The organism is Pseudarthrobacter sp. Hb11 (genome assembly GCF_059383655.1).
Window position 1 is genome coordinate 417,472 of the sequence record NZ_JBWZCM010000001.1, and the last position, 24,471, is coordinate 441,942.

The 24,471-nt window shown below is 65.5% G+C and carries 24 protein-coding genes; 9 read left to right on the plus strand and 15 right to left on the minus strand.

All coding sequences use genetic code 11. The features are described from left to right. Window positions 1-52 precede the first annotated feature (52 nt). From rpsA to polA, 3 genes are all read right to left on the minus strand, one after another. Window positions 53-1,534: a 30S ribosomal protein S1 gene (rpsA, locus tag AC50X7_RS01970; RefSeq protein WP_104045544.1), complete on the minus strand. Its 1,482-nt coding sequence runs from the start codon at window positions 1,532-1,534 to the stop codon at window positions 53-55. A gap of 216 nt (window positions 1,535-1,750) precedes the next feature. After that, window positions 1,751-3,049: a GNAT family N-acetyltransferase gene (locus tag AC50X7_RS01975; protein WP_494977511.1), complete on the minus strand. Its 1,299-nt coding sequence runs from the start codon at window positions 3,047-3,049 to the stop codon at window positions 1,751-1,753. A 220-nt stretch (window positions 3,050-3,269) separates the two neighbouring features. After that, window positions 3,270-5,912, minus strand: a complete 2,643-nt coding sequence (gene polA, locus AC50X7_RS01980) for a DNA polymerase I (RefSeq protein WP_494977821.1) — start codon at window positions 5,910-5,912, stop codon at window positions 3,270-3,272. 220 nt (window positions 5,913-6,132) lie between these two features. Between polA and AC50X7_RS01985 the strand changes: the two genes are divergently transcribed. Both AC50X7_RS01985 and AC50X7_RS01990 read left to right on the plus strand, forming a co-directional pair. Further along, on the plus strand, window positions 6,133-6,609 hold the full coding sequence (locus tag AC50X7_RS01985) for a hotdog fold thioesterase (RefSeq protein WP_494977512.1): 477 nt from the start codon (window positions 6,133-6,135) through the stop codon (window positions 6,607-6,609). Window positions 6,610-6,665: 56 nt separating this feature from the next. Further along, window positions 6,666-8,063, plus strand: a complete 1,398-nt coding sequence (locus AC50X7_RS01990) for a DUF222 domain-containing protein (protein WP_494977513.1) — start codon at window positions 6,666-6,668, stop codon at window positions 8,061-8,063. Between the two features lie 28 nt (window positions 8,064-8,091). On the opposite strand, the gene AC50X7_RS01995 is transcribed toward AC50X7_RS01990, so the two are convergent. From AC50X7_RS01995 to AC50X7_RS02020, 6 genes are all read right to left on the minus strand, one after another. Then, window positions 8,092-8,637 (minus strand): dihydrofolate reductase family protein, encoded by a 546-nt coding sequence (locus AC50X7_RS01995; protein ID WP_494977514.1) that lies wholly within the window; start codon window positions 8,635-8,637, stop codon window positions 8,092-8,094. Window positions 8,638-8,710: 73 nt separating this feature from the next. Continuing rightward, window positions 8,711-8,932, minus strand: coding sequence for a hypothetical protein (locus AC50X7_RS02000; protein WP_307095205.1), 222 nt, complete (start codon window positions 8,930-8,932; stop codon window positions 8,711-8,713). After that, a complete protein-coding gene (locus tag AC50X7_RS02005) occupies window positions 8,929-10,284 on the minus strand; it encodes an inorganic phosphate transporter (protein WP_494977515.1) in 1,356 nt (451 codons plus the stop codon). Before AC50X7_RS02005 ends, AC50X7_RS02000 begins: the two co-directional genes overlap by 4 nt. A gap of 152 nt (window positions 10,285-10,436) precedes the next feature. Beyond that, a complete protein-coding gene (locus AC50X7_RS02010) occupies window positions 10,437-10,946 on the minus strand; it encodes an HAD domain-containing protein (RefSeq protein WP_494977516.1) in 510 nt (169 codons plus the stop codon). A 16-nt stretch (window positions 10,947-10,962) separates the two neighbouring features. Next, window positions 10,963-11,649, minus strand: a complete 687-nt coding sequence (locus AC50X7_RS02015) for a hypothetical protein (protein WP_494977517.1) — start codon at window positions 11,647-11,649, stop codon at window positions 10,963-10,965. A gap of 55 nt (window positions 11,650-11,704) precedes the next feature. Next, window positions 11,705-12,130, minus strand: a complete 426-nt coding sequence (locus tag AC50X7_RS02020; RefSeq protein ID WP_494977518.1) for a VOC family protein — start codon at window positions 12,128-12,130, stop codon at window positions 11,705-11,707. Window positions 12,131-12,292: 162 nt separating this feature from the next. Here AC50X7_RS02020 and AC50X7_RS02025 point away from each other — a divergent pair, with 162 nt between their 5' ends. Continuing rightward, complete coding sequence (locus AC50X7_RS02025; protein ID WP_494977519.1) at window positions 12,293-12,913, plus strand: L-threonylcarbamoyladenylate synthase; 621 nt, start codon at window positions 12,293-12,295, stop codon at window positions 12,911-12,913. 24 nt (window positions 12,914-12,937) lie between these two features. Here AC50X7_RS02025 and ligD read toward each other — a convergent pair whose 3' ends face one another. Next, window positions 12,938-13,960: a non-homologous end-joining DNA ligase gene (ligD, locus tag AC50X7_RS02030; protein WP_494977520.1), complete on the minus strand. Its 1,023-nt coding sequence runs from the start codon at window positions 13,958-13,960 to the stop codon at window positions 12,938-12,940. Between the two features lie 69 nt (window positions 13,961-14,029). Here ligD and AC50X7_RS02035 point away from each other — a divergent pair, with 69 nt between their 5' ends. Then, a complete protein-coding gene (locus AC50X7_RS02035; RefSeq protein ID WP_494977521.1) occupies window positions 14,030-14,707 on the plus strand; it encodes an alpha/beta hydrolase family protein in 678 nt (225 codons plus the stop codon). A gap of 46 nt (window positions 14,708-14,753) precedes the next feature. Here the strand turns inward: AC50X7_RS02035 and AC50X7_RS02040 are convergent, their stop codons facing one another. The 5 genes from AC50X7_RS02040 to AC50X7_RS02060 all read right to left on the minus strand — a co-directional run bounded on the left by AC50X7_RS02040 (window position 14,754) and on the right by AC50X7_RS02060 (window position 19,306). Beyond that, window positions 14,754-14,906, minus strand: a complete 153-nt coding sequence (locus AC50X7_RS02040; protein ID WP_494977522.1) for a hypothetical protein — start codon at window positions 14,904-14,906, stop codon at window positions 14,754-14,756. A gap of 152 nt (window positions 14,907-15,058) precedes the next feature. Continuing rightward, window positions 15,059-17,692: an ATP-dependent helicase HrpB gene (gene hrpB / locus AC50X7_RS02045; RefSeq protein ID WP_494977523.1), complete on the minus strand. Its 2,634-nt coding sequence runs from the start codon at window positions 17,690-17,692 to the stop codon at window positions 15,059-15,061. A 25-nt stretch (window positions 17,693-17,717) separates the two neighbouring features. Next, the gene (locus AC50X7_RS02050; protein ID WP_494977524.1) at window positions 17,718-18,335 is read right to left on the minus strand and encodes a hypothetical protein; all 618 of its coding nucleotides are present in this window, start codon (window positions 18,333-18,335) and stop codon (window positions 17,718-17,720) included. Further along, the gene (locus AC50X7_RS02055; RefSeq protein ID WP_494977525.1) at window positions 18,325-18,636 is read right to left on the minus strand and encodes a hypothetical protein; all 312 of its coding nucleotides are present in this window, start codon (window positions 18,634-18,636) and stop codon (window positions 18,325-18,327) included. The genes AC50X7_RS02050 and AC50X7_RS02055 overlap by 11 nt, the downstream gene beginning before the upstream one ends. Before the next feature lie 154 nt (window positions 18,637-18,790). Beyond that, window positions 18,791-19,306, minus strand: coding sequence for a flavin reductase family protein (locus AC50X7_RS02060; RefSeq protein WP_494977526.1), 516 nt, complete (start codon window positions 19,304-19,306; stop codon window positions 18,791-18,793). A gap of 261 nt (window positions 19,307-19,567) precedes the next feature. Here AC50X7_RS02060 and AC50X7_RS02065 point away from each other — a divergent pair, with 261 nt between their 5' ends. From AC50X7_RS02065 to AC50X7_RS02085, 5 genes are all read left to right on the plus strand, one after another. Next, window positions 19,568-20,395, plus strand: coding sequence for a DUF4397 domain-containing protein (locus tag AC50X7_RS02065; RefSeq protein WP_494977527.1), 828 nt, complete (start codon window positions 19,568-19,570; stop codon window positions 20,393-20,395). A 504-nt stretch (window positions 20,396-20,899) separates the two neighbouring features. Further along, window positions 20,900-21,298, plus strand: a complete 399-nt coding sequence (locus AC50X7_RS02070) for a class F sortase (RefSeq protein WP_494977822.1) — start codon at window positions 20,900-20,902, stop codon at window positions 21,296-21,298. Further along, window positions 21,295-21,978 (plus strand): RNA polymerase sigma factor, encoded by a 684-nt coding sequence (locus AC50X7_RS02075; protein WP_494977528.1) that lies wholly within the window; start codon window positions 21,295-21,297, stop codon window positions 21,976-21,978. Before AC50X7_RS02070 ends, AC50X7_RS02075 begins: the two co-directional genes overlap by 4 nt. Further along, window positions 21,965-22,702, plus strand: a complete 738-nt coding sequence (locus tag AC50X7_RS02080; RefSeq protein WP_494977529.1) for an anti-sigma factor domain-containing protein — start codon at window positions 21,965-21,967, stop codon at window positions 22,700-22,702. The genes AC50X7_RS02075 and AC50X7_RS02080 overlap by 14 nt, the downstream gene beginning before the upstream one ends. Window positions 22,703-22,740: 38 nt before the next feature. After that, window positions 22,741-24,438 (plus strand): alkaline phosphatase D family protein, encoded by a 1,698-nt coding sequence (locus AC50X7_RS02085; protein ID WP_494977530.1) that lies wholly within the window; start codon window positions 22,741-22,743, stop codon window positions 24,436-24,438. Window positions 24,439-24,471: the final 33 nt, after the last annotated feature.

Here is a 24,471-nt window from a genome sequence, read left to right on the forward strand (position 1 = left end):
CTTGTGGGCAGGGGGTCTGTTAGGTGGCCCGGAAAGTGCGGACCGGAGGCAATTAGTTGCCGGTCAGCTTCTCGCGCAGTGCTGCAAGAGCCTCGTCGGAAGCGAGCGTGCCGCCACCGGTGTTGGACTCGGCTGCAGCCGGCTCAGAGGAGTAGCTGGTGGTGCCGGAGTCGCTCTCGCCGGACGTTGCAGCTGCAGCGTCGTCGGCAGCGTGCTGGGCAACCTGCTTCTTGTGGGCTTCCCAGCGGGTCTGGGCGTCAGCGTACTGCTGCTCCCAGGCGGCGCGCTGGTTCTCGTAGCCTTCAAGCCACTCGTTGGACTCGGGATCGAAGCCCTCGGGGTACTTGTAGTTGCCCTCTTCGTCGTACTCTGCGGCCATGCCGTACAGAGCCGGATCGAATTCGGTGCTGTCGGCGTCGACGCCCTCGTTGGCCTGCTTGAGGGACAGCGAGATGCGGCGGCGCTCGAGGTCGATGTCGATGACCTTGACGAACAGCTCGTCGCCAACGGAGACAACCTGCTCTGCCAGCTCCACGTGGCGCACGGCCAGCTCGGAGATGTGGACCAGGCCTTCGATGCCGTCTTCGACGCGGACGAACGCACCGAACGGAACGAGCTTGGTGACCTTACCCGGAACAACCTGGCCGAGGGCGTGGGTGCGGGCGAAGGTCTGCCACGGATCTTCCTGCGTAGCCTTGAGCGACAGGGAGACGCGCTCGCGGTCCAGGTCGACCTCGAGAACCTCGACGGTGACTTCCTGGCCAACTTCGACAACCTCGGACGGGTGGTCGATGTGCTTCCAGGACAGCTCGGAAACGTGAACCAGGCCGTCTACGCCGCCCAGGTCCACGAAGGCACCGAAGTTGACGATAGAGGAAACGACGCCGGGACGGACCTGGCCCTTTTCCAGCTTGTTGAGGAACGTGGAGCGGACCTCGGACTGGGTCTGCTCGAGCCATGCACGGCGGGACAGGACCACGTTGTTGCGGTTCTTGTCCAGCTCGATGATCTTGGCCTCGATCTGCTGACCGATGTACGGAGCCAGGTCGCGCACACGGCGCATCTCGACGAGGGATGCGGGCAGGAAGCCGCGCAGGCCGATGTCGAGGATAAGACCACCCTTGACAACCTCGATGACGGTACCGGTGACAACACCGTCTTCTTCCTTGACCTTCTCGATGTCGCCCCAGGCACGCTCGTACTGAGCGCGCTTCTTGGAGAGGATCAGGCGGCCTTCTTTGTCTTCCTTGGTGAGCACCAGGGCTTCGACCTGATCGCCAACGGAGACAACGTCTCCGGGATCAACGTCATGCTTGATGGACAGCTCGCGGGAGGGGATGACACCTTCGGTCTTGTAACCGATGTCGAGCAGGACTTCATCGCGGTCGACCTTGACGACGGTACCTTCGACGAGATCTCCGTCGTTGAAGTACTTGATGGTCGCGTCGACTGCTGCGAGGAAGTCCTCAGCGGTACCGATGTCGTTAATGGCGACTACGGGGGTACCGGGCTTCTCGGTGGAGGTGATGGTCATGTAGTAGGGGCTCCGTTGTGGATAGTTAGTCGGTCAGGCAAACCGGCGCGCCCGCGTTATGGAACGCAGGCGCGATTTGCGGTGAATCCGACGGATCCTCCGGGTCATCCTGATTTTGTGGATTTCAGAAAGCGTGCACGTGGTACACGCCCGTTTATTCTAGTCGCTGCGCGCAACACGGGTCAAAGCGGCCCGCCTCGCCTGAGGTGCATGCCCTCAGAAGTGCGTGAGGCAGTGTGTTGCCCGCTCGACGGCGAACATCTGCCTGGCCTTCAGTGCTGAGCCGGCCGTATTCTCCAGGATCCGGCCTGCTGCCGTTAGGGTGACGGGACATACGGCGCCCAGGTAAATCGAGGACAGCGCCGAGACATCCAGCACAAGGTCCGCTTCGGGGGTCTCCGGAAGGCGCTCGATGGCGGCATTCCCGCTTTGGACCTGCAGGCCGAAAGTTCCTTCCGTGAGGCCCAGGGAGTCATGGACTTCGAGGACCAGCCGGCCGTCCGCCGGGTACTGCCTGGCCTCCAGTGCCTTGGCGGCGTCGAGGATGCGGAGCCACAGCATGTCCCGGCTGTCCGAAGAATCGATGCAGCGAGGGTCTGCAAGGGCCCAGGTTAACGGGTCATCCAGCGGCGCCTCGTCCCACGAAACGCGCTCCACCAGGTCGATGGCGCCGAGGAACTGCCAGAGCTCCAGGTAGGCGTCGTTGCCGGCGGCCACCAGGTCCACCACTTCCACGGTGTAGGGTTCTGTGTCCCAGCCGAGGAATTTGTAAGAGACGTAGCCGTCCACGGCTCCGTCCGCCGAGTAGTGGAGCGCCACTTTGATGGCGGGATCCTCCTTGCCATCGCGACCGAGCGCTCCCGACGCCAACTGCCGGTACCAGTCCTGCCGGCCGAGGGACCCGGGAGTAAGTTGGTGGACACGCTCAAAAACCTCCGGTGCGAGCTGCAGCAGGGCCGTGGGGTCGGCAATTTCCACGCTGCCCGTGGGCCGGTGCGCCAGGCTGAACCTCGCAGTGGTGTCAACCTTGATGGAACGTTCGAAGCTGGCGACTCCGTAACCGAAGCGCCCGTAGATGGTTCCTTCCGAGGCGGTGAGGGCCGCCATCGCGATGCCGTCCTCCTTCGCGAGGCGCAGGTCTTCGCTCATCATCCGGCGCAGCAGCCCACGGCGGCGGTGCGAGGTCCGGACGGTTACCGCTGTGACCATTTGGGTTTGCAACATGCGGCCGAAACCGATGTTGAGGTTCTTGCGGAACGTGGCGAACGTGGCTACCGGCACCTCAGCAGGCAGCGATCCCGGCGCTACTGCGCCCGTTTGGTAGACGCCAGTAAGGACCCGGCCGTCCGTCTCGTAGGTGGCGAGTGACTTTGCCACGTGTTCGGGCGTGCGCGTGGACTCGTGGAACCCGAAGGACACCGCGCGGGACCAGGTCTCCGCCTCCGCATAACCGTCATTGTCTTTGGACACCGCGCCGAAGCGCCGGATTTCATATTTCCCGCTCAGGTCAGCCATCCGTCCGAGCCTAACCAATGAATCCGGCACCTGGCCAACAGCGACACTGTTCCGGGCCGGCAAAGGCGAAACCGTTGGCCGGCATGAACTCGCTGTGCAGGCGGAGCAGGTCCAGCCCGGGGACCTTCTGGCCGCCGCCTTTGCGATGCCGCCCTGCACGTCCGCCGGTCCGATCCAGAAGGCGGCCGGATCTGGTGCCGCCGGTTCTATAGCCGGGTTTCTAGTGCCCGGCGTCGTACCAGCTGGGACCCACACCGATCTGGACCTCCAGCGGAACGGTGAGGTCGGCCGCGGCTCCCATCTGTTCCGTGACGAGCTTCTCCGCGGCTTCCCGCTCCCCCGGAGCGACTTCGAGGACCAATTCGTCGTGGACCTGCAGGAGCATCCGCGACTTCAGGCCTTGCGACTTGAGCTCTGCATGGACACCGAGCATAGCGCGTTTGATGATGTCCGCGGCCGAGCCCTGGATGGGGCTGTTGAGGGCGATGCGCTCCGCGTTTTCCCGCAGCTGCCTGTCGGTGCTGGTCAGGTCGGGGAGGTAGCGACGGCGTCCCTCAATGGTGGCCGTGTAGCCGTCCACACGGGCCTGGTCCACGACGCCGCGGAGATAGTCGCGGACTGCCCCGAACCGGTCGAAGTAATCCTTCATCAGGGTGCGGGCCTCGTCCACGGAGATTTCCAGCTGCTTGGACAGGCCAAAGGAGGTTAGGCCGTAAGCCAGCCCGTAGGACATGGCCTTCACCTTGGAGCGCATGGCGCTGGTGACTTCCTCGGTGGGCACGTGGAAGATGTTGGAGCCCACGAACCGGTGCAGGTCCTCGCCATCCTTGTAGGCCTGGATGAGGCCGGCATCACCGGACAGGTGCGCCATGATCCGCATTTCGATCTGGGAGTAGTCCGCGGACAGCAGGCATTCGTAGCCGTCGCTGACCACAAAGATCCCGCGGACGCGGCGGCCTTCCTCACTGCGGATGGGGATGTTCTGCAGGTTGGGGTTGTTGGACGAGATCCGGCCCGTAGCCGCGACGTTCTGGGCGTAGGTGGTGTGGATCCGGCCGTCCTCGGCAACGGACTTCTTCAGCGACTCCAGCATCTGGCGCAGCTTGGAGGCTTCCCGGTGCGCCATGAGCTGGACTAGGAACTCGTGGCCGGTTTTCTCCAGGAGGTTCTTCAGGGACGCGGCGTCCGTGGTGTAGCCGGACTTGATCTTTTTGGTCTTGGGCAACTGGAGCTCTTCAAACAGCACGGTCTGCAGCTGCTTGGGGGAACCAAGGTTGACCTCATGGCCGATCGCCGCGAAGGCCTGCTCCTGGGCGCTGTCAATAACCCTGGCGAGGTCTGCGAGCTGTTCGTCCATCCGGGACATGTCGATCCCGATGCCTGCGAGTTCCATGTCGGCCAGGACCCGGCTGACCGGAAGTTCCAGGGTGGACAGCAGCTCCTCGGCACGGCGCTCCTTCAGCTCCGCTTCGAAGAAATGGCTCAGTTTAAGGACAACGGCGGCTGCCTGCACCAGTGCGCCCGCGGCTGCTTGGTCGTCGCCGTCGAAGGAAAGCTCGAGCTGGCCGGCTTTCGCAGTGGCGGCGGGAATCCCGACGTTGAGGTGGTGCTGGGCAAGTTCGGCAAGTTCGTACGTGCGGCGGTCCGGCTGGATGAGGTAACCGGAGATCGAGGTATCGTCCACTACGCCGCCAAGCTCCAGGCCGCGGGAAGCCAGGGCTTTCAGTGCGGCCTTGAATCCGTGCATGACCTTCGGCGCTTCGGCGTCCCGCAACCATGATGCCAGGACATTTTCCGCCTCGGCGTCCTGGGCAGAGAGGTCGACATAAGCGGCAGCACCATCGCGTACGAAGGCCAGTCCGGCAGCATCCTCTCCGATCCGTCCGGGCACCAGGTCAACAGCCACAGCGTGGCGCTGGCCCGCCCCTGCATCCAGGAATTCGGCGAGCTCAGCGGCCCCGGAGGGCGTGATGAAGTCAGGGGTTTCAATGATCGCACGCTCAGGGGCGGGAGCATCGTCGTCGCCGTAAAGGGCGAAAAGCCGGCCGCGGATGGCCTTGAATTCGAGCTGGTCGAACAGGTCCTCGAGTGCAGCCTGGTCCGGGCGGGGCTCGTACAGCTCATCAAGCGTGACGGGAAGTTCCAGGTCCGTGTGAAGCTGGTTCAGTCGGCGGTTGCGCTTGACGGCGTCGACGTTCTCCCGCAGCGCGTCACCCACCTTGCCGCCAATGGAGTCCACGTGTTCGAGGACTCCCTCAAGACCGCCATACAGGTTGATCCACTTGGCTGCCGTTTTGGGACCGACGCCGGGCACTCCCGGGAGGTTATCGGCCGTCTCCCCCACCAGCGCGGCGAGATCTGAATACCGTGAAGGGCTAACGAAGTACTTGGCTTCGATTGCGGCGGCATCCATGCGGGGGATATCGCTGACGCCCTTCTTCGGGTAGAGCACAAAAACGTTGTCCGTGATCAGCTGGAAAGCATCCCGGTCCCCCGAAACCAGGAGGACCTCGAAGCCGGCCTTCTCGCCCATGGCGGCAAGGGTGGCAAGAATGTCATCAGCCTCGTAGCCGGGCATCTTGATGGTCTTGATGCCCCAGGCTTCCATCACCTGGCCGATGAGGTCGATCTGGTTGTTCATCTCGCGCGGGGTTTCGTTCCGGCCCCCCTTGTATTCGCTGTACTCGGCCTTTCGGTGCGTGGACGAGTCAGAGACGTCAAAAGCCACGGCAATGTGGGTGGGCTGCTGTTCCTTGATGAGGTTGATCAGCATGGAGGTGAAGCCGTGGATGGCGTTGGTGTGCTGCCCGTTCGCCGTGGAGAACTTGTCTGCAGGAAGAGCGAAGAAGGCGCGGAAAGCCATCGAATGCCCGTCCAGCACCAGCAGCCGAGGCTGGCCCGTCATGGGAACCACGGGGGCGGCAGTCGCCGAAACCGAGCCACCGGCCTGAACCGGAACCGTGTCCTGAACAGCAGCGTCCTCAAGGGCAGTGGAGCCCTGCGGGGCGGTGTCCTCCTGCAGGACATTGGACGGGAAAGGGGCCGGTTTGGTTGTTTCACTCACAGGTGCCAGCCTAGTTGCCATGATGGACAATTTCACGCCCGGGCCCTTTGCCGATGAGCTCACCGCCGCCGGTGTGCCGGACCACCTGCATGCCTGGCTGGGCCAATTCGGGATCGGCGCCCTGGTGGTGAAGATGGGCATCCGGTTCCTGGAGATGAGCCCGGAACGGACAGTGGCCACCATGCCTGTGGAAGGCAACACCCAGGTGGCCGGAATCCTTCACGGCGGCGCTCACGTGGTGCTGGCCGAAACACTCGGATCATTCGCGGCGGGCATGCACGCCGGGCCAGGCCGCCACGCCGTGGGCATTGAGGTGAACGCCACACATCACCGGTCCATCACAGCGGGAACGGTGACGGGCACGTGCTCCGCCATTCACCTCGGCCGGACACTTGCCACCCACGAGATTGTGATGACGGACGAGCAGGGGCGCCGGTTGTCCACGGCACGCATCACCAACATGATCCGGGATAACGCCGCACCGCGTCAGGGCTAGAAACCGTCCGCTGGCACTTCGGCCGGAATGTCTGACCCCCTTGTCATGATGGGTTTATGGGTACAGCGGCGGTAGCGAAGGCGTTTGAGGACATCAATGCCGCTCTTGCCGTGCTCAATGCCGAGGCGAAGGGATGCGGTTCGGAGCCGTTCTCGGCTGCTGATCCGCTGGCAGGGCTGGCTGATGGCTGCCTGGACATTCTTACCGGTGCCTCAGGGGTCCAGGCCCGGATGTCGGCGTTAGTGGTCAACGCTACAGGGACGTACGCCCAGACCGCGCGGGCGGCCGCTCCGCCCGACGCACCTGTGCAGGGACAGGAAATGGCTATCGCCGCGGAAGTCGGCAGCCTCCTGGCCCTCAGCAGCCGGGCCGCCGGTGCCCTGCTGGCCCAGTCCCACGCCCTGACCACCTCCCTGCCCCGGACCCTGGCAGCCCTCGAAGCAGGGACGATCCCGTGGCGGCACGCCCAGGTCATGGTCGACGAAACCGCCACCCTCGACCCCGCCGGCGCCGCGGCCCTGGAAGGGCACTTCCTGGACCCGGACACCCCGAAACCCGCCACGGCCGCCGCGATCGGGGACATCCCGGCCTACCGGTTCAAAACCAAAGCCCGGACCTGGCGGGAACGCCACCACATCGAGTCCATCGAAAAACGCCACGCCAAAGGTGTGGCAGACCGGCGGGTGGAATACCGGCCCGACCAGGACGGCATGGCCTGGCTCTCCGCCTACCTGCCCGCCGACCGGGCCGTAGCGGGCTGGAACCGGCTCACCGCCATCGCCAGGGGTATGCAGAGCCCCATCGAACACCGCACCCTGACCCAACTGCGGGCCGCCCAGTTCGCCGAAGCCCTGCTGAACAGCGGGACCAGGATCAGCGCCGGAACTACTGCCGGCAGCGGCGACGGCGCAGGCACAAATGCCGGCCCGGACACAGGCGCCGATGCAGGCGCAGACACGGATCGTGAACCTGAAGAAACGGATTGCGAACCATCGTCATCGATCCAGCCGCAGGTTCTGGTCACCGTGCCCGTGTTCTCCCTGCTGGGCCTCACCGAAGAACCGGCAATGCTGGACGGATACGGCCCCATCCCGGCATCCATGGCACGAAAACTCCTCGCGGACGGGGCAAGCTCGTTCCACCGCGTCCTCGTCGACCCCCGCGATAGCGCCCCACTGGAAATCGGCCGCACCAGCTACCGCCTCACCAAACCCATGAAAGGAGCCGGCACTACAAAGCCGAACACCACCACTGGGAACCAGCACACTGGCCCCACCAACTACAGACCGTGCCGGGCGATCCTCCGCGCAGCGACGTGGATTTCATCCGCACCGGATACTCTCTCGGCGAAGAAGACATTGCACGGTTCCTTCGCGCCCACGGCGGATAAAGCCGCAGGCGCCGCCGCCAGGTTCGGGTTACTTAGGCGCCGCCGCCAGGTTCGGGTTACTTAGGCGCCGCCGGGCGTTGGGAGGCGGTGGGCTAACGATCGCTCAACTCGTACCGCAGCTCAACAATGCCCCTGCCCATGGCGCGCGTGGCAGTCAACTCAAGTGGCGGCGTCGGGCCCGTCAATGGGAGGAGCCGCTTGCCATCTCCAAGAACCACGGGAATGACGGAGAGGATGAGCTCATCCAATAGACCGGCATCGGCGAACTGGGCGGCGAGGTCTCCACCGCCCACCACCCAGACGTTCTTGCCTGCCGCATCGGCCCGGAAGTCTGCAGCGAATTCGCTGACACTCCCTCGCACGAATGTGAGGTCCGCCCCGGGAGGTGCCTGGTACTCATGCCGGGTGAAGACGTAGCAGGGAGTATCTGGATAGGGCCACGTTCCCGGTTCGTGTTTCATCAACCAGGCATAGGTGCCGCCGCCCATAACAATGCAGCCAATGCCCGCCATGAACGTCTCGTAGCTTTCCTTGCCGCCCTCAAAACCGTCGAACTGAAGGAGCCAGCCAAGATCATCTGTGGAGGTGGCAATAAAACCGTCAAGGGACGCGGCTACAAAATACTGGATCCGTGACATGGCACCAGCCTAGTGATCCGCCCCGGCCTGGCCAACGGCCCGGCGGTTGTTCCTCTGGTTCTGGCAGCGCCTGCTAGCCGGAGAAGTACGGAATGATCAGGTAAAGACCGAAGAGCACGGCGAGTCCGCACAGGCCGAAACAGAGGTACGCAAGGGACCGCTTCACGCCGGGTGACGCCTGACGCACGTCACCTGCGATGGCCGTGAGTCGAACGCCAAGCGAGTAGAGAACCACCACGGTCACTGCGGCCGCCAACGTGGCACCGGCCACGGTCAGCAGTTCCAACCACTTCATCGTTGGGCATCCTTCGTAGTAACGGCTTCGGCTTCGGTATTGGCCCCAGCACTGGTGTTCGCTTGAGTGCCGGTATTGGCCCCAGCACTGGTGTTGCCCTGGGCGCTGGTGCTGGTTTCAGCAACGGCGTTGGACTCAGGGTTGGCCTTGGCGTGGGCCTTGGCCTTGGCACGCGCACGGGCCATGGCCTTCTTCTTGGCGAAGCGCACGGCCTGGCCGGCCTCCTCCACCTCGATGGCATTGTGATGGCCCACGGCCGACTTACGTGAGTAGAAGAACATAAACAGAACGGCGGCGGTGCCGGCGACGGCTGCAATGAGGACGCCCACCACCCCGGTCTTGACCAGCAGCGCTGTCAGCGCGCCGACTATTCCGGCCGCGGGAAGAGTGAAGAGCCAGCCCAGTGCGATCTTGCCCACCATGTTCCAGCGGACACTGGTTCCCCTGCGGCCCATGCCGGAACCGATAACGGAACCGGACGCCACCTGGGTGGTGGAGAGTGCGAAGCCGAGGTGTGAGGACGCGAGGATGGCAGACGCGGTGCTGGTCTCGGCAGCGAAGCCCTGCGCGGGCTTCACTTCGGTGAGCCCGGCACCCATGGTCCGGATGATGCGCCAGCCGCCGGCGTAGGTGCCGATGGCGATGGCAAGGGCACAGGCCGCGATTACCCAGAACTGCGGACCGGAGCCCGGCGTCTGGGTGCCGGCAGCAATCAGGACGAGCGTGATGATGCCCATGGTTTTCTGGGCGTCGTTGGTGCCGTGGGCCAGTGCCACCAGGCTGGAGGTGAAGATCTGTCCGGTACGGAAGCCGCCGCGTTTCTGGGTGAGCTTGCTGCCGGTCTCGGGGTCATGCCGCGCCGTCAAAGCATAGGCGAGGCGCGTGCAAATGTAGGCGACGATGCCGGCGATGAGCGGCGCGAAGATCGCGGGCAGGATGACCTTCTGGAGCAGGCCCTCAAGATTGATGGAATTAAAACCGATGCCGGCGATGGCTGCACCGATCAGACCACCGAACAGGGCATGCGAGGAACTCGACGGCAGACCCTTCAACCACGTGATCATGTTCCACAGGATTGCTCCCATGAGGCCGGCGAAGATGATCTCCGGCGTGATCTGCACGCCCTCGGATCCTTCACGGATGATGCCGCCGGAGACCGTTTTGGCCACTTCCGTGGACAGGAAGGCACCCACCAAATTCAAAATGGCCGCGAGTGTGACCGCAGTCTTCGGCTTGATGGCACCGGTTGCGATGGGCGTGGCCATGGCATTCGCTGTGTCGTGGAAGCCGTTCGTGAAGTCGAAAAATAGTGCCAGTCCGATGACCAGCGCCACCATGAAGGTGATATCCACCTGTTGCCCAATCTGCAGAGTCGACGTTCAGCAGTTTCTTTCCCCCGGCTGCCTTGCACAGCATAATTCACCAGCTGTTTGCTTGGAATGACCTGCGCTGTTAACACAACCGGCGTGAAACCCTATCGATCGTACGCGTACCCGGCATGAGGTCAAAACAACGGTCCTTGCAGAAACGACCGTATCCGCTCCAGTTCCGCCGGCTCGATTCCGCACCTGGGGTTCGGCGACAGCGTGAGCAAGCGCCTGCCCATGACCGCCGCCCAGGCCTGGGCTTCCGCCTCGAATGCAAGCTGGTCATCCGCCCAGGCAACAGCAGCGGGTCCCGTCGCTTCAACGTCGGCCTGGATGGCACGGAGCTTCCACCATTCGGGTCCGCTACCGGAACCTTCAGCTGCCAGGAAGGGCCAGCGGCCACCGTCCAGGCCGATGGCCGGACAAAGGTATTGGGGCGCCAGTTCCTCCCAACTCGTCAGCCAGACGCACCGCAACTCCGGCAATGCAGCCAGGCTGTTCAATTCCTTCACGAGCTCACCCGCGAACGCCACCGGCAACAGGCCGGCGTCAGCACGCCTCCACGGGGTTCCCCAGCCGTTGCGCCCTTCGGGACCGAAAGGACAGATGACGCCGTCGACGTCGAGGTAGAACGTGCAGACGGCCACGGCGTCTCCCGGCTGATCAGCCGTGGTGGGAATCTGAGGGCCGCGCGCCGGGGTCCAGCATGGGTGCGATCTTGTCCTCAAGAGCCGCCACTGTCACGTCGGGCAGCACGATGAGGCCGTCCAGCTCCCGGCGGGCCCGCTTGTACGCGGCCTGGCGTTCTGCCGGCGTGGCGGCATGGTTTTCCGCGATTTTCAGCAACTGCCGGGCGGTGGCAAGCCGCGCCCGCTCGGGCCCGGAGAACTTGCTGTCCCTGATGCGCCTGGCTTCACGCTCGGCCACGTCCAGCGCCACGCTGAAACCATCCACCGCGTTCCGGTACGCCTCGAGGCGGGAGTGCGACGTTATGTCCGCTGCTGATACCGGCCGAAGCCCGTCAGCTTCTCGCTTTGCCCGGAGGAACGCCACCGTCAGGGGTTCCCGCACGTCTGTCATGAGCGGGAAATCGATTAGTTTGCCCACGTCGAGTTCGTAGTCCAGCCAGCGCTTGTTGGTGGCATCATGGGCGGCTATCAGTGACTCGACCTCCGCGGCAGAGGCTCTTTCCGCCTCACGTGTCTGGTTCCTGAGCTTGTACAGCTCCACCTTCCGCTGGTGCCGGCGGTCCGTGGCCTTGCGCCACGAGTTCGCCCAGTGACCGGCAAAAGCCAGGGCGGGGAAAACGAGCCACCATTTATCGTCAAGGATCTCGAAGAGGGACTCCACGCATACATCCTCGCACTGCGTGGCGCCCCTCCTCAAGGAAGCACTGCCCGGGGGGCTACCCGGCTGCCTGCGGGTTGTTGACGTTTACCAGCCAGGCCACACCAAAGCGGTCAGTGCACATTCCGAAGACGTCTCCCCACGGTGCCTGCTCCATGGGCACAGTAACGTTGCCGCCGTTGCCGCTGAGCTTTTCGTAGTAGCCGCGGAGTTCCGTTTCGTCATCACCGCTGAGCGAGATGGAGATGGACGACCCTCCGCTGAACTCCATGCCGTTAGGCGTGTCCGCACCCATCAGCACCAGGCCCTGGGTGGTGGTCAGCATGGCATGCATGATTTTCTCCGCCTCCGCAGGGTCCTCACTGGCTTGGAACTCACCGAAGGTGCTGAGCGTCAGCTCGCCGCCGAAAACCGACTGGTAGAAGTTCATGGCTTCGCGGGCATTGTCGCGGAACCCGAGGTACGGGTTGAGGGTGGTGGGCATGGCTGGATCTCCTTGAGTCGTACCGAAAGGGATGGAACCAGACAACATCCTGCCCCAAGTGACTGCCCTCCGGGTAGGGGGCGGCTGCCCCTATTGGCTGGTGGGGTACGCCCCGGCCGCGAATGCGTGCGGCGGCCGGGCGGGGAACGTAGGCTCGGGTGCATGGCCAGATACTTTGACGTTCATCCCCAGGATCCCCAGCCCCGCGCCATCACCCAGGCAGTACGGATAGTGCGCGACGGCGGGCTGATCGCCTACCCTACGGACTCCTGCTATGCGCTGGGGGCACAGTTGGGCAACAAGGACGCACTGGACCGGATCAGGGCCGTCCGCCGGCTGGACAGCAAGCATCACTTCACGCTGGTCTGCCGGGACTTCGCCCAGTTGGGGCAATTTGTGAACATCGGCAACGACGTCTTCCGCAGCATCAAGTCCGTAACTCCGGGGAGCTACACCTTTATCCTGCCGGCCACCAAAGAAGTTCCGCGGCGCCTGCTGCATCCCAAAAAGAAAACTGTGGGCGTCAGGATCCCGGACAACCGTGTAGTGCAGGCCCTGCTGGCCGAGCTCGGCGAGCCGCTGCTCTCCAGCACCCTGCTGATGCCGGACGAGGAGGACCCGCTGACCCAGGGCTGGGAAATCAAGGAGCGCCTGGACCACCAGGTGGACGCCGTCATCGACGCCGGCGACTGCGGATCCGAACCCACCACGGTGGTGGATTTTTCCAGCGGCGTGGCAGAGGTGGTCCGGCGCGGGACGGGTGACCCGTCCCGCTTCGAATAGGCCCGCTAAACCTGCTTCCAGTCGCTAATCCTGCTTCCGGGCACGGCTGGGCTGTACCCGCGGCGGCTCCCCCGGCATCTTTGGGTAGTCGGGCGGGAAGGGCATCTCCTCGAGGCCGTCCTTAAGATCCCGGTCCCACCACTCCAGCAGCGTGTCGATCTTTCCCGGGTTGCTGTTCATGTCCGCCCAGGGGTCCCCCACGGTCTTCAGCCGGTCCGGCACGGTGAGAATGGTGAAGTTCTTAGGGTCGGCAGTCTCCAGCTCATCCCAGGAGATGGGGCATGACACCGAGGCGTGCGGGAGCGCCCGCGGGCTGTAGGCGCCGGCGATGGTGCGGTCACGGTTGGCCTGGTTGAAGTCGAGGAAAATCTTTTCTCCCCGTTCTTCCTTCCACCACGCGGTAGTGACTTTCTCCGGCATCCGGCGTTCCACTTCCCGGGCGGCCGCAATGACGGCATGCCGCACGTCAAGGAACTCGCGGGCGGGCTCGATGGGCGCGTACACATGCAGTCCCCTGTTGCCGGAGGTCTTGATGAAGCAGGTAAGCCCGGCCTCGGCCAGGACTTCCTTAAGCACCAGCGCGGCGGGGACGGCATCGTCGAAATCCGTGCCGGGCTGCGGATCCAGGTCGATGCGCAACTGGTCCGGGTTGTCCGTGTTCGCGGTACGGGAGGGCCAGGGGTGGAACACGATGGTGTTCATCTGGACCGCCCAGATGGGCGCGGCAGGTTCGTCCAGCACGAGCATCGGATGGGAACGGGCGCTCGGAAAGACCACCTTCATCGTCCGGATGAACTCGGGGGTTCCTTTGGGCGGATTCTTGGAGAAGAACATCTCGCCATCAACGTTGTCCTTGTACCTCTGCAGCGCCACCGGCCTGTCGCCGTTGGCGGCGATGAACGCCTCCCCTACGTCGACGAAATAGCGTGCAAGGTCGAGTTTAGTGATACCGAGGTCCGGCCAGAGCACCCTGCTGGGACTGGAAATGCGCATCTCGCGCTCACCGTGGGGGCCCGGAACCGTGATGGTGGTCTGTTCGCTCGCCATGGGGACAACCTACACCCCGGCCACGGAACGCGAACGGATTTGGCCCGCCGGGTCCGGCATGATGGAGGCATGCCCGTCTCAGAAGTGCCCCTGACCCTCGCGGTGGGCGACGTTACTGTCACTGCTGCGTACGCCCGCCCGGATAACCCGTCCGCAACCGTCGTGGTGGCCCACGGAGCCGGGGCCGGCATGGAGCACCCGTTCCTACGCGGGTTTACATCAGCGCTGAATGAGCTGGGGACAGCCACGCTGCGGTTCAACTTTCCGTATCGGGAAGCAGGCCGGAAATTTCCCGACCGGCCGCCGGTGGCGATAGCCACGTGGCGTACTGCCATGGCCGTGGCGGCGGAGCGGGCAGCAGTCCATAACGACGCCGGCCCGATATGGGCTGCCGGCAAGTCCTTTGGCGGACGGATGGCATCCATGGCGGTGGCCGACGGGATGGAAGCCGCCGGGCTCGTGTATCTGGGCTATCCCCTGCATCCGCCGGGCAAACCTGACAAGCTGCGGGACGAGCACCTGTACGGGCTCACGGCGCCCATGTTGTTCCTGCAGGGCAGCCGTGACACGTTCGCCACAGCGGAGATCCTGGCGGGCGTGGTGTCACGGATCGGGAACAACGCCGTTCTTCAGTGGATGGAGGGCGGCGACCATTCCTTCGTTGTCGCCGGCCTGAAACGTACTGCTGACGAAGTGGGCGCCTCCCTCGCCGCGCCGGTGGCCACCTTTATCCGCGACCACTCCTGATGAGGGCCGCCGGGCAGGTGCCACGCGGAGCACGGCCAGGCGGCCGTTACACAACGTCGTTCTGCCACCAGCCTTCCCACGCGGCGGAGCTCAACTGTCCTTGTGGGGAATCCGACTTTCCGTCGCCACCGCTGTAGGATCGGCTGTCATCATTACGCTGGCCGTCGAGCAAAAGGTTGAGGCTGGTGAGGAGAAACATCTGCACGTCCTTCGAGTCGGGGTGTGGACAACGTCGTCCAGGTGGAACCGAGCCTAGCCATCGGTTGTTTCAGTCCATCGACGCGAGGTTTCGACTGTGTATCGGAGATCTCACGCCGCCCTCCATCAAGCCGGGATCCGCCCTTTGGGTGGCTATTTCCTCCGCTTGACGTGTGCGGTGGCCGGGGCCGTCCAGGGGTCCTCGGGCCAGGGATGCTTGGGGTAGCGGCCGCGCATTTCGGCCCGGACCTGCGCATAGGGGCCGGACCAGAACGACGTCAGATCATCCGTTACGGCCAGGGGCCGCCGGGCCGGCGACAGCAGGTGGAAGAGGACCGGTACCTGGCCGTTCAGCAGCCGCGGTGTCGCTGCCCATCCAAAGCACTCCTGCAGCTTGACGGCCACCACCGGCCGCCCAGTGTCGTCGGCAACGTCAGGGTACTCAATCCGGATACGCGATCCGCTTGGCACCTTGAGCCACTCCGGGGCTAGGTCTTCGAGCCTGGCCGCCTCGGGCCAGGGCAGCAAACGGCGCAGCGGATCGCCGAGGTCGATGGCGCGTGCGGCTGCTCCGCCGGCGAGGGCTTCAAGTTCCGGTCCCAGCCATTCCTCCAGCCGCAGAAGCAGCGCCTGATCGGCAACGTCCGGCCACGGCGCACCCAGCCCGCGGTGCAGGAGGGCCAGACGGCGGCGCAAAGCGTCGGCCGCCGTCGACCAGCCAAGGACGCCAAGGCCTTCCTTCTGCAGTGCGCCCGCTACGGCCGCGCGCCCCTCGGCAGGTGGTGGCCGGACCGGCGTCGACGCCAGGACGATCGCGCCCAGGCGCCGCACCCTCCGGGCCGAGACGCGGCCGGCCGTAAATTGCGCCTCGACGGCGTCAGTGAGGAGGTGCGACGCGGCAACCTCCGCCAGTTGGGGTGAGAGCGGCGCCGCCGAGCGGATAACGGCGCCGGTTCCGGCAGAGTCCCTCCCGTCGGCCCGCGTCACTTCCGCCACCGCCAGCCATTCATGGCCGGACAGTGGGCTGCCGGCGGGCAATCCGGCGCGGGTCCCGGAGGACAGGAGGTAGCGGTTGGGGACGTCCCCTTCCACCCTGCGTGCCACCCGGTCGGGGAAGGCGAGTGCGACGACGGCGCCCACCACCGCCGCGCCCGTGACCGTCGCGGGCGGCGGGGCAGTAGCGGAAAGGGCGCGTTGCTTCGCCAGGGCTGCCAGGCGGCGGGTTTCTTCAGTCCAGCGCCGCGCTTCCGGCCCTGTTTCGTTCCGCATCTGGGACAGCAGGCGGGTCAGGTCAGCGCCGGGAGCACGGTAGTCACCCGTCACCAGTGCCACTGCTTCCGCGGCCGGCACGTGTCCCGCGAATGCCGCCCCGTCAAGCAGGGCCCGGGCCAGCCGGGGATCAGCCGGAATGGTCGCCAGGAGCCTTCCCTTGGCGGTGGGCAGGCCGTCCTCTGTCACTGCACCAAGTTCGCGCAGGACCTCCATCGCCTCGTCCATTGCCTGCTGTGGCGGCTGGTCGGGCAGGGCGAGCCCCAATCCGCGCGGGGAACCCCAGGAGGAAAGGAGCAGCGCCGCCGCTGTCAGGTCGGCCACCTTAATTTCCGGCGTTACGTGGGCCGGGGCGGCACCGAAGGCCTGCTGGTCGTAGCAGCGGACCACCCTCCCCGGACCCTGGCGTGCTGCGCGCCCGGCGCGCTGATCCGCAGAGGCACGGGAGCAGGAAACGGTCACCAGTCCGCTCATGCCCCTGCCGGCGTCGCGCCGCGGCTCCCGGGTGAGGCCGGAGTCGATGACCAGACGGACTCCCGGGACAGTAAGGGAGGACTCAGCGAGATCGGTGGATACGATGATCCTGGCACGGCCGCCGGTTACCCGGCCCGAAACCGCGCGGTCCTGCTCGGCCGGACCCACCTGCCCATGAAGTTCAAGGACATCGACGGCCGGTCCCAGCCGGTTGCGGAGCCCTGCCGCCACCCGGGAGACCTCCCGCGCACCGGGGACGAAGACCAGGGCATCCGTTGAGCTGTCTTCGCTGAGCGCAAGCGTGAATGCCTCTGCCGCTGTGGCGGCAAGGTAGTCGAGGAAGGCGGGTGCGACTCCCCTGCCGTCGAGGCGGGCTCCCGCAGCAGGCCGCCACTCCGTCTCCAGTGGGTGGAGCACCGAGGGACTGTCCACGACGGGAACCGGGATCCCGTCGTCGGTACGGAGCAGGGCGGCGAACCGGGGCGCGTCGAGGGTTGCGGACATGGCGACGACGGTGAGGTCCGCGCGCAGTTCCCGGACCTCGGCGAGCATGCCGATGAGCAGATCGGTCTCAAGCCCCCGTTCGTGGACCTCGTCCAGGACCACGGCGGCTACCCCGTCGAGGCCGGGGTCGGACAGGAGGCGGCGCAGCAGGATGCCGGGCGTCACGAACTCGATGAGCGTTTCGGAAGTGGCCTGCCGCTCACCGCGCACCGTATACCCGACCCGGCTGCCCAACCGGCTGCCATCCAGGACCGAGAGACGGCGCGCCGCAGCACGGGCAGCAACCCGGCGTGGCTGCGTGACCACCACGCGCCCGGTACCCTTCGCCGTGAAATTCGCGAGCAGCGGCGGAACGAGAGTGGTTTTCCCGGTCCCTGGCGGCGCCTGCACTACAGCGGCGCGCGAACCGCCTTCGCTGCGGCCGGGGAGGGCTTCGGTCAGTCTTCCCGCCGAGTTTGCAAAGGCCAGGCCTGCGCCGATAACCCCGATGTCAAAGGGTTTACCGGCGGTTGGCTGCTGCTGCCTGCCCCGTGAAGTCATCCGTCCATTGTGCCCGGAAGTTCGCCTACGGCTTTCCCTGCCCCTTGCCCTTGCCCTTGCCGTTGGCTTCCTTTGCGGGTTGCGGCAGGACCGGTGCTTGCTGGACGGGCGCAGGAACAGGGGCGGGAACTATGACGGGTGCCTGGGGCTCAACCTGGACTGGCTGCAAAACCTGGGCGGGCTCTGGAGCCGCGGAGGTATCAGCGGCACCCCCCGTTGACGCCGCAGGGGGCTTGGCGGTGCCCCTCGTGGGTGCCACGGCCGGCGACACTGCTGCGACTTGGCGGGTGATGTCCGCACGGACCGACTCCACGGCTGCCTCAATTCCCCGGTACCTGGACAAGGAAATCCGCCCCTGCCCGGCGGCGTCGTTCAGGTCCTTCTCCAGCGCCTCCAACGACGCCAAGGCACCGTCCATTCGGTTTTCAGCTGCAGCCTGGCTGATGGTCAGGACCCGTACCTGCAGTCCGCGGAGCGTGGCTTCATCCGAATCAGCGGGCCGCAGGAGCGGGGTGGCAGCAACCAGGGCCGCCGCAAGGCCGGCCGCTGCCGTCAGCGCGGCGGCGGCCCGCCAGTAGCGAAGGCGCTTCGGGCGCTGTTTGCCGTCTTGAGTATCATGCGGAGGCTGCGTTTTAGGCGGCATGCCTGCCCCGCAGCGGTGCCATCGCCGGGGGCCTCGCAGGCAGTACGGTGACCGTGGCCATGTGTGCAGGCGCCGGTACGGCACCCGCTTTCTCCTGGTCTGCGGAACGTCCGGTCACAAGGCGTCTCGTTGCGTTCCGCAGCAGGATGGCGATTGAGTAGCCGAGGCCCAGCCCCAACAGCACATGGCCGGCAAGATACTGGCCCCCATTCCCGGCAGCGCCAAAGGGGGCACTCAGAGCCGCGGCTGCTCCAGCAGTGGTCACCGCCAGCGCCGTGGCGGCAGCAAGAACTGTGCCCATGGCCCTACTCCTATCCTCATTTAATCAGCAAGCTTACTAGTATTGATCAGCAAGCTTACTACCTGATCCCGGTGAAGCAAGAACCATCCCCCATGAGTCGACCCCGGCAGGCTGCCCGCCTTGGGGTGGTTCAGAGGGCATCCGCGGCCTGAGTCTAGCGGGCCGCCTCGAGCAGGTAGCCGGCCGGTGCAATCCCGGCGTAGCGGCCCTTGAAGAACAACAGCGGCTCGGCGTCGTGCCGTGCGCTCAGATGCCGGACGGCAGCCACCACAATGGTGTGGTCACCGCCGTCGTACTCCGCATGGAGCCTGCAGTCGATCCAGGCCAGGGCATCGTCAAGGACGGGGTTGCCCAGCGGCGAGGCTGAGTAACCCACGCCGGCAAACTTGTCCTTTCCCGACTTGGCGAACTGCCCCGCAAGGTACTGGTGCTCTGCGGGGAGGATGTTGATGGCAAAGGACCCCGCCTGCCGCAGCACCGGCCATGTACTTGAGGTCCTGGCGGGACTAAAGGTCACGAGTGCCGGCTCGAGGGACAGCGCTGCAAACGACTGGCAGGTAAACCCCGCCGGCCCGTCCTCAGTGGTGCTGGTGATCACCGTCAAACCGGTGGCAAAAGCTCCAAAGATGTCCCGAAGCCGGCGCGGAGCAAGATCTGCGGTGCCCGTCATGGATTGCCCTCTCGTTGAATCGTTACCTCACCAAACCATCAGCCCTTCTTCCAATACAACCGCTGTGCAATGAACGGACGCGGACGGAAATGGAGGGTCATGCCGGTACATCCGCCGTAATGCGGGGAGCTGTCCACCTCCAGCAGCCGCTGAAATCTATTTCAGGAATTTTCCATGCATCTGCATCCAGATGGGCTTCGCCGCCGGTAGTAGGGGTGTAAGCAAAAACCGCCCGCTCAGCGGGCCGCAGAAGGAGAAATCATGCGCACCAGCATTTTCGCATCAGGAGCAGTGGCAATCGCGGCAGCACTGGCTTCCGCCGGTCCGGCACAAGCGGCGGAAGGAGATGCCCAGCTGTCCGTCCTGCACGGAGTCCCGGGCCTGACAGTTGACGTCTGGGTCAACGGCGAAAGGACCCTGGACGACTTCACTCCCGGTACGCTGGCCGGTCCGCTGGCTCTTCCGGCCGGAAACTACGCCCTTGCCATCACCGCCGCCGACGCGGCGGACGCAACGGCTGCCGTCATCGGCCCGGTGGATGTGACCCTCGCTGCCAACGGCAATTACACGGCGGTGGCCAACCTGGACGCAGCCGGCAAGCCGACGGCAAATCTCTTCACCAACGACGTCTCGCAAATTGAACCCGGCAAGGGCAAGCTGACCGTCCGGCACACAGCTGCAGCTCCCGCCGTCGACGTCCTGGCCGCCGGCTCCGCGGTCATTTCCAACCTGGCCAACCCCAAAGAGCAGACCCTGACCCTGGATCCCGGGACCATCCCGGCAGCTGTGGCAGCAGCAGGGACCACTCAACCAGTGATCGGCCCGGCTGATGTGACGGTCGCCGAAGGCACCCACACCATCGTGTACGCCTGGGGCAGCCTGACGGACCAGAACCTGCAGCTCGCAGTGCAGACCATCGAGGGCCTGCACTCGGCTCCGGGAGCTGTACCGGGTGGACGTTCGGGTGCTGCTGACCAGGGAGCCACGGGGCAGGCCATTGCAGTTGCCGGCATTGGAGTTGCAGGGATCGCACTCCTGCTGGGTGCGGCTGCGGCTTCCCGTTCGGCGGCCATGCGCAGGGTGAGCTGAGCTCACGGCTACAGGTGGGCAGGGCGACCAGCCCTCGGCGCTGACCCCCAGACCCCGGCCGACCGGCATTCCCCTCCGGTCGGCCGGGCTCGGCACGTCCGCCCTTGACGTCCTCCCGGCAGGAAGAGGCCGCGGATTTCCAGCAGGCCCGACAGAGGGAGCAGTTCAATGAGAAGCACGACGACGTCGCAACAGACCCGCGTTACCGCGAACGTTGCGGACGTGGCCGCCACGCCTGTAGCCGCCACAGCGCGCAGGGCGACGGCCGCCGTCGTCCTGACAGCGGTGGCCCTGCTGTCCGGATGCGGCGCACCGGCAACGCCAGGGCCGGAAGCTGCCCCGACCGCCGCAACCTCCGGTGCCGCCGCCCCGGCCGCTTCCCCTGCAGCCTCAAGCGCACCCGCCGCGGTGCCCGACGTTCCACTGCGCCGGGCCACGCCTGCCCCGGCCGCTCCCCGGGACCCCGCACCGCGCTTCCTGACGGTCGAGGGCACCACCATCAGCATGGACATCGTGGACGTCAGCGTCTCTCCGGACGGCGCGATGGAGATTCCCGAAGCCTTCGACCAGGCCGGATGGTACCGGCATGGACCTGCCCCTGGCGCAGCCGCCGGGGCAGCCGTCGTCGCGGGCCACGTGGACACCACCTCGGATGTGGCTCCCCTTTCGCAATTGAAGGGCCTGGCGGCGGGTACACGCGTCACCGTCGAACGCCACGGCGCACCGGCACTGATTTACCGGGTGCGCTCGGTTGAGCTGATGGCCAAGGACAAGTTCGACGGCGGTTCGCTCTTCCGCCGCGACGGGCCGCACCAGCTCAAGCTCGTGACCTGCGGAGGCCGGTGGCTGGACGAGAAACAGGACTACAGTGACAATGTCATTGTCACTGCGGAACTGGAATGAGCCGCTACGCAGCCCTGGCACTCAACGCCGAGGAGGGGAAGGAGGCCGGTTTGGCACCTTCTGGCCAGGCGCCCTCCGGCGATGAGCAGGGTAGGGGCAGGGCTGCTTCCCGCCCATCCGCCCTCGGCGGCTGGAACCCGCAGCTTAACCTCTCCTTCTCCGCCGGCGACGAAACCGCGCTCGCCGAGGCCTACCGCCAGTTCTCCCCCCTGGTGTACACACTGGCGCTCCGGGCGCTGAGGAACCGGAGCGCAGCCGACGACGTCACCCAGGAAGTCTTTATCCGCGTCTGGAAGTCACGGTCCACTTTCGACCCCCACAAGGCGGAACTGCCCGCATGGATTGTCGGCATCACCCGGAACGCCGTCACCGATGCCCTGAGCGCGTCGGCCCGGGAAAGCCGCAAGGTGCTGGCGGCCGCCGAACTCCAGCCCGGGGCCGAGGATGCGGCGGCTTCCGCTTCCGCCGAAGTCCTGGCCGACCGGCTGCTGCTGGACGGGGAGCTTAACCGGCTCGGCGAACCCCAGGGTTCCATCATGCGCCTGGCGTTTTACGACGACCTGACCCATGACCAGATTTCACGGCAACTGAACCTTCCCCTTGGTACGGTCAAGAGTCACATCCGCCGCAGCCTTAGCCACTTGAGACACAGATTGGAGGTGGATCATGCAGCACCTTGACCCGGAAGTCCTGAGCCTGTTCGCCCTGGACGAGCCCGTTGACGCCGGCAGCGTCGACCACCTCCGCTCCTGCCAGGAATGCGCAGCCGAGTACGCTGCCCTGCGCCGGGCCGTCAACGCAGTCCGGACCACCCCCGATGCCGGCTCTTTGGAGCGTCCGGGCGCGAACGTGTGGGAAGGGATCCACCAGACCCTGGGACTCTCCGCGGCGGTTGCGGCGGATCCGCTTGGAGCCGCCGGCGCTAAAGAAGCGCCCGTTGCGGAACCAGAGCCCGTCAAGACCCGCAACAATGTGGCCTGGCTCCGCCGGCCGGCCACGTGGGTGGCAGCAGCCGCGGCCGCCGTCGTCATCACCACCGGGGTTGTTGTCGCCGTCAACCAGTCCGTTGCCCCGGTTCCGCTTGCCTCGGCGCGCCTGGAACCGCTGGACCGGTTCTCCGCCACGGGATCCGCCACCGTGACCGAAACCAGCGACGGTTCCCGGACCATCGAGGTGCAGCTGGACAAGACCGAGGCCCGGGGCTACCAGGAAGTCTGGCTCATTGCCCCGGACCTTTCCCGGTTGGTGAGCCTGGGGATCATGAACTCGTCGTCCGGCCGCTTCGACGTTCCGGCAGGGCTGGATCTCTCGGGCTACCCCATCGTGGACATCTCCGATGAACCGCTCGACGGCAATCCGGCACACTCCAGTGTCAGCATCGTCAGGGGCACCCTCAGCTCCTGACCATGGCGCCGCCGCCGCGGAACGGGTACAACTTATTCATGACATCGCCCCTGGTGCTCGGCCCCATGATGAGATACGTGGATGAAACCTCGGCGAGCATCTGGGCGGAGACGCACAGCGCCTCGGAGGTGACGGTCCGCGCGGGAGGAAACGACTGGGCGGCCCGCACCTTCGCTGTTCACGGCCACCACTACGCACTGGTGGAGGTGACCGGGCTGGAGCCGGGAACTGTCACTCCCTACACTCTCGAGGTTGACGGGACCCAGGTGTGGCCTGATCCGGAATCCGACCTGCCGCCGTCGAAAATTGCAACCCTGGCCCCCGGCAAGCCACTCCGGATGGCTTTCGGCTCCTGCCGCACCAGCGTTCCGCACGATGCGTCGGGCAACCGGAGCCACGGCGTGGACTCCCTGCGCGCCTATGCGCTGCGGATGGCATCCGACGGCGGCACGGCATGGCCCGATCTCGTGGCTTTCCTCGGAGACCAGGTCTACGCCGACTCAACCAGCAAACAGATGCAGGAGTTCATCCGCTCCCGGCGGGACATCGACGAGCCGCCAGGGAAGGAACTCAAGGACTACGAAGAGTACGCCCACCTTTACAATCTGGCGTGGTCCGATCCCACAAACCGTTGGCTGTTATCCACCCTTCCCAGCACCATGATCTTTGATGACCACGACATCCGGGATGACTGGAACTCCTCCCAAACGTGGAAGCAGGAGATGGCGGCAACCCCGTGGTGGCAGGAGCGGGTAGTTTCGGGGCTGGCTTCGTACTGGGTCTACCAGCATCTGGGGAACCTTTCCCCGCAGGAGCGGGCGCAGGACGCCATGTGGCAGCGGGTGGTCCGGCACACTGGCGACGACGAGCCGGACATCAGTGCCGAGCTGGACCAACTGGTGGAACGCGCCGATGCCGCCCCCGAGACCTACCGGTGGAGTCTCTGCCGGGACTTTGGTGACACCAGGCTGATTGTGCTGGACTCACGCGCGGCGCGTAATCTTTCTCCGGACCGGCGGGCCCTGCTGGACGACTCGGAAATGGCCTGGCTTGATGACTGCATGCGGGGCGGTTTCCGGCACCTGCTCGTGGCCACGTCGCTGCCGTTCCTCCTGCCGATGGGACTGCACTACGTGGAGTCCTGGAATGAAGCCATTGCCGAGGGCGCCTGGGGAAAACTGCCCGCCAAGGCCGCTGAAAAGCTGCGCCAGGCTTTGGACCTGGAACACTGGGCAGCCTTCCAGAAGAGCTTTCAGCGAGTGGCCGCCATGGCCGCCGAAGTGGCCGACGGCAAACGCGGGAGCGCTCCGGAGACAGTGATGTTCCTGTCCGGGGACGTCCATTTCTCCTACGTCTCGGAAGTGCGGCGGGCAACCGGGAGCAGAATCATCCAAGCGGTGTGCTCTCCTATCCGTAACCCACTGCCGCGGCTGATGCGATACGTCACGGGCCTTTCGTCCTACGGGCTCTCGGCATCCCTGGGTGCTTTGGCGGCGCGCTCGGCAAAGGTTCCGGACCCGCCTTACAAATGGTCGGGCATCAAGGGGCCGTGGTTCGACAACAACCTGGCGTGCCTTGAGGTCACGCCCGAAGGCATGGACCTTTGGTGGCAGAAAGGCGTGGTGGAGGGCGGTGACCAGCTCCACCCGCAGCTGGAGCGCGTCGCGTCCCTCACCATCGCTGCCAGGAAAATCAAGCCCAGCAGCGTGGAGCAGCACGCCCCGCAGAGACCCTGACCCTTCAAGCGCCATAACCCTTTTGAAGTCCCA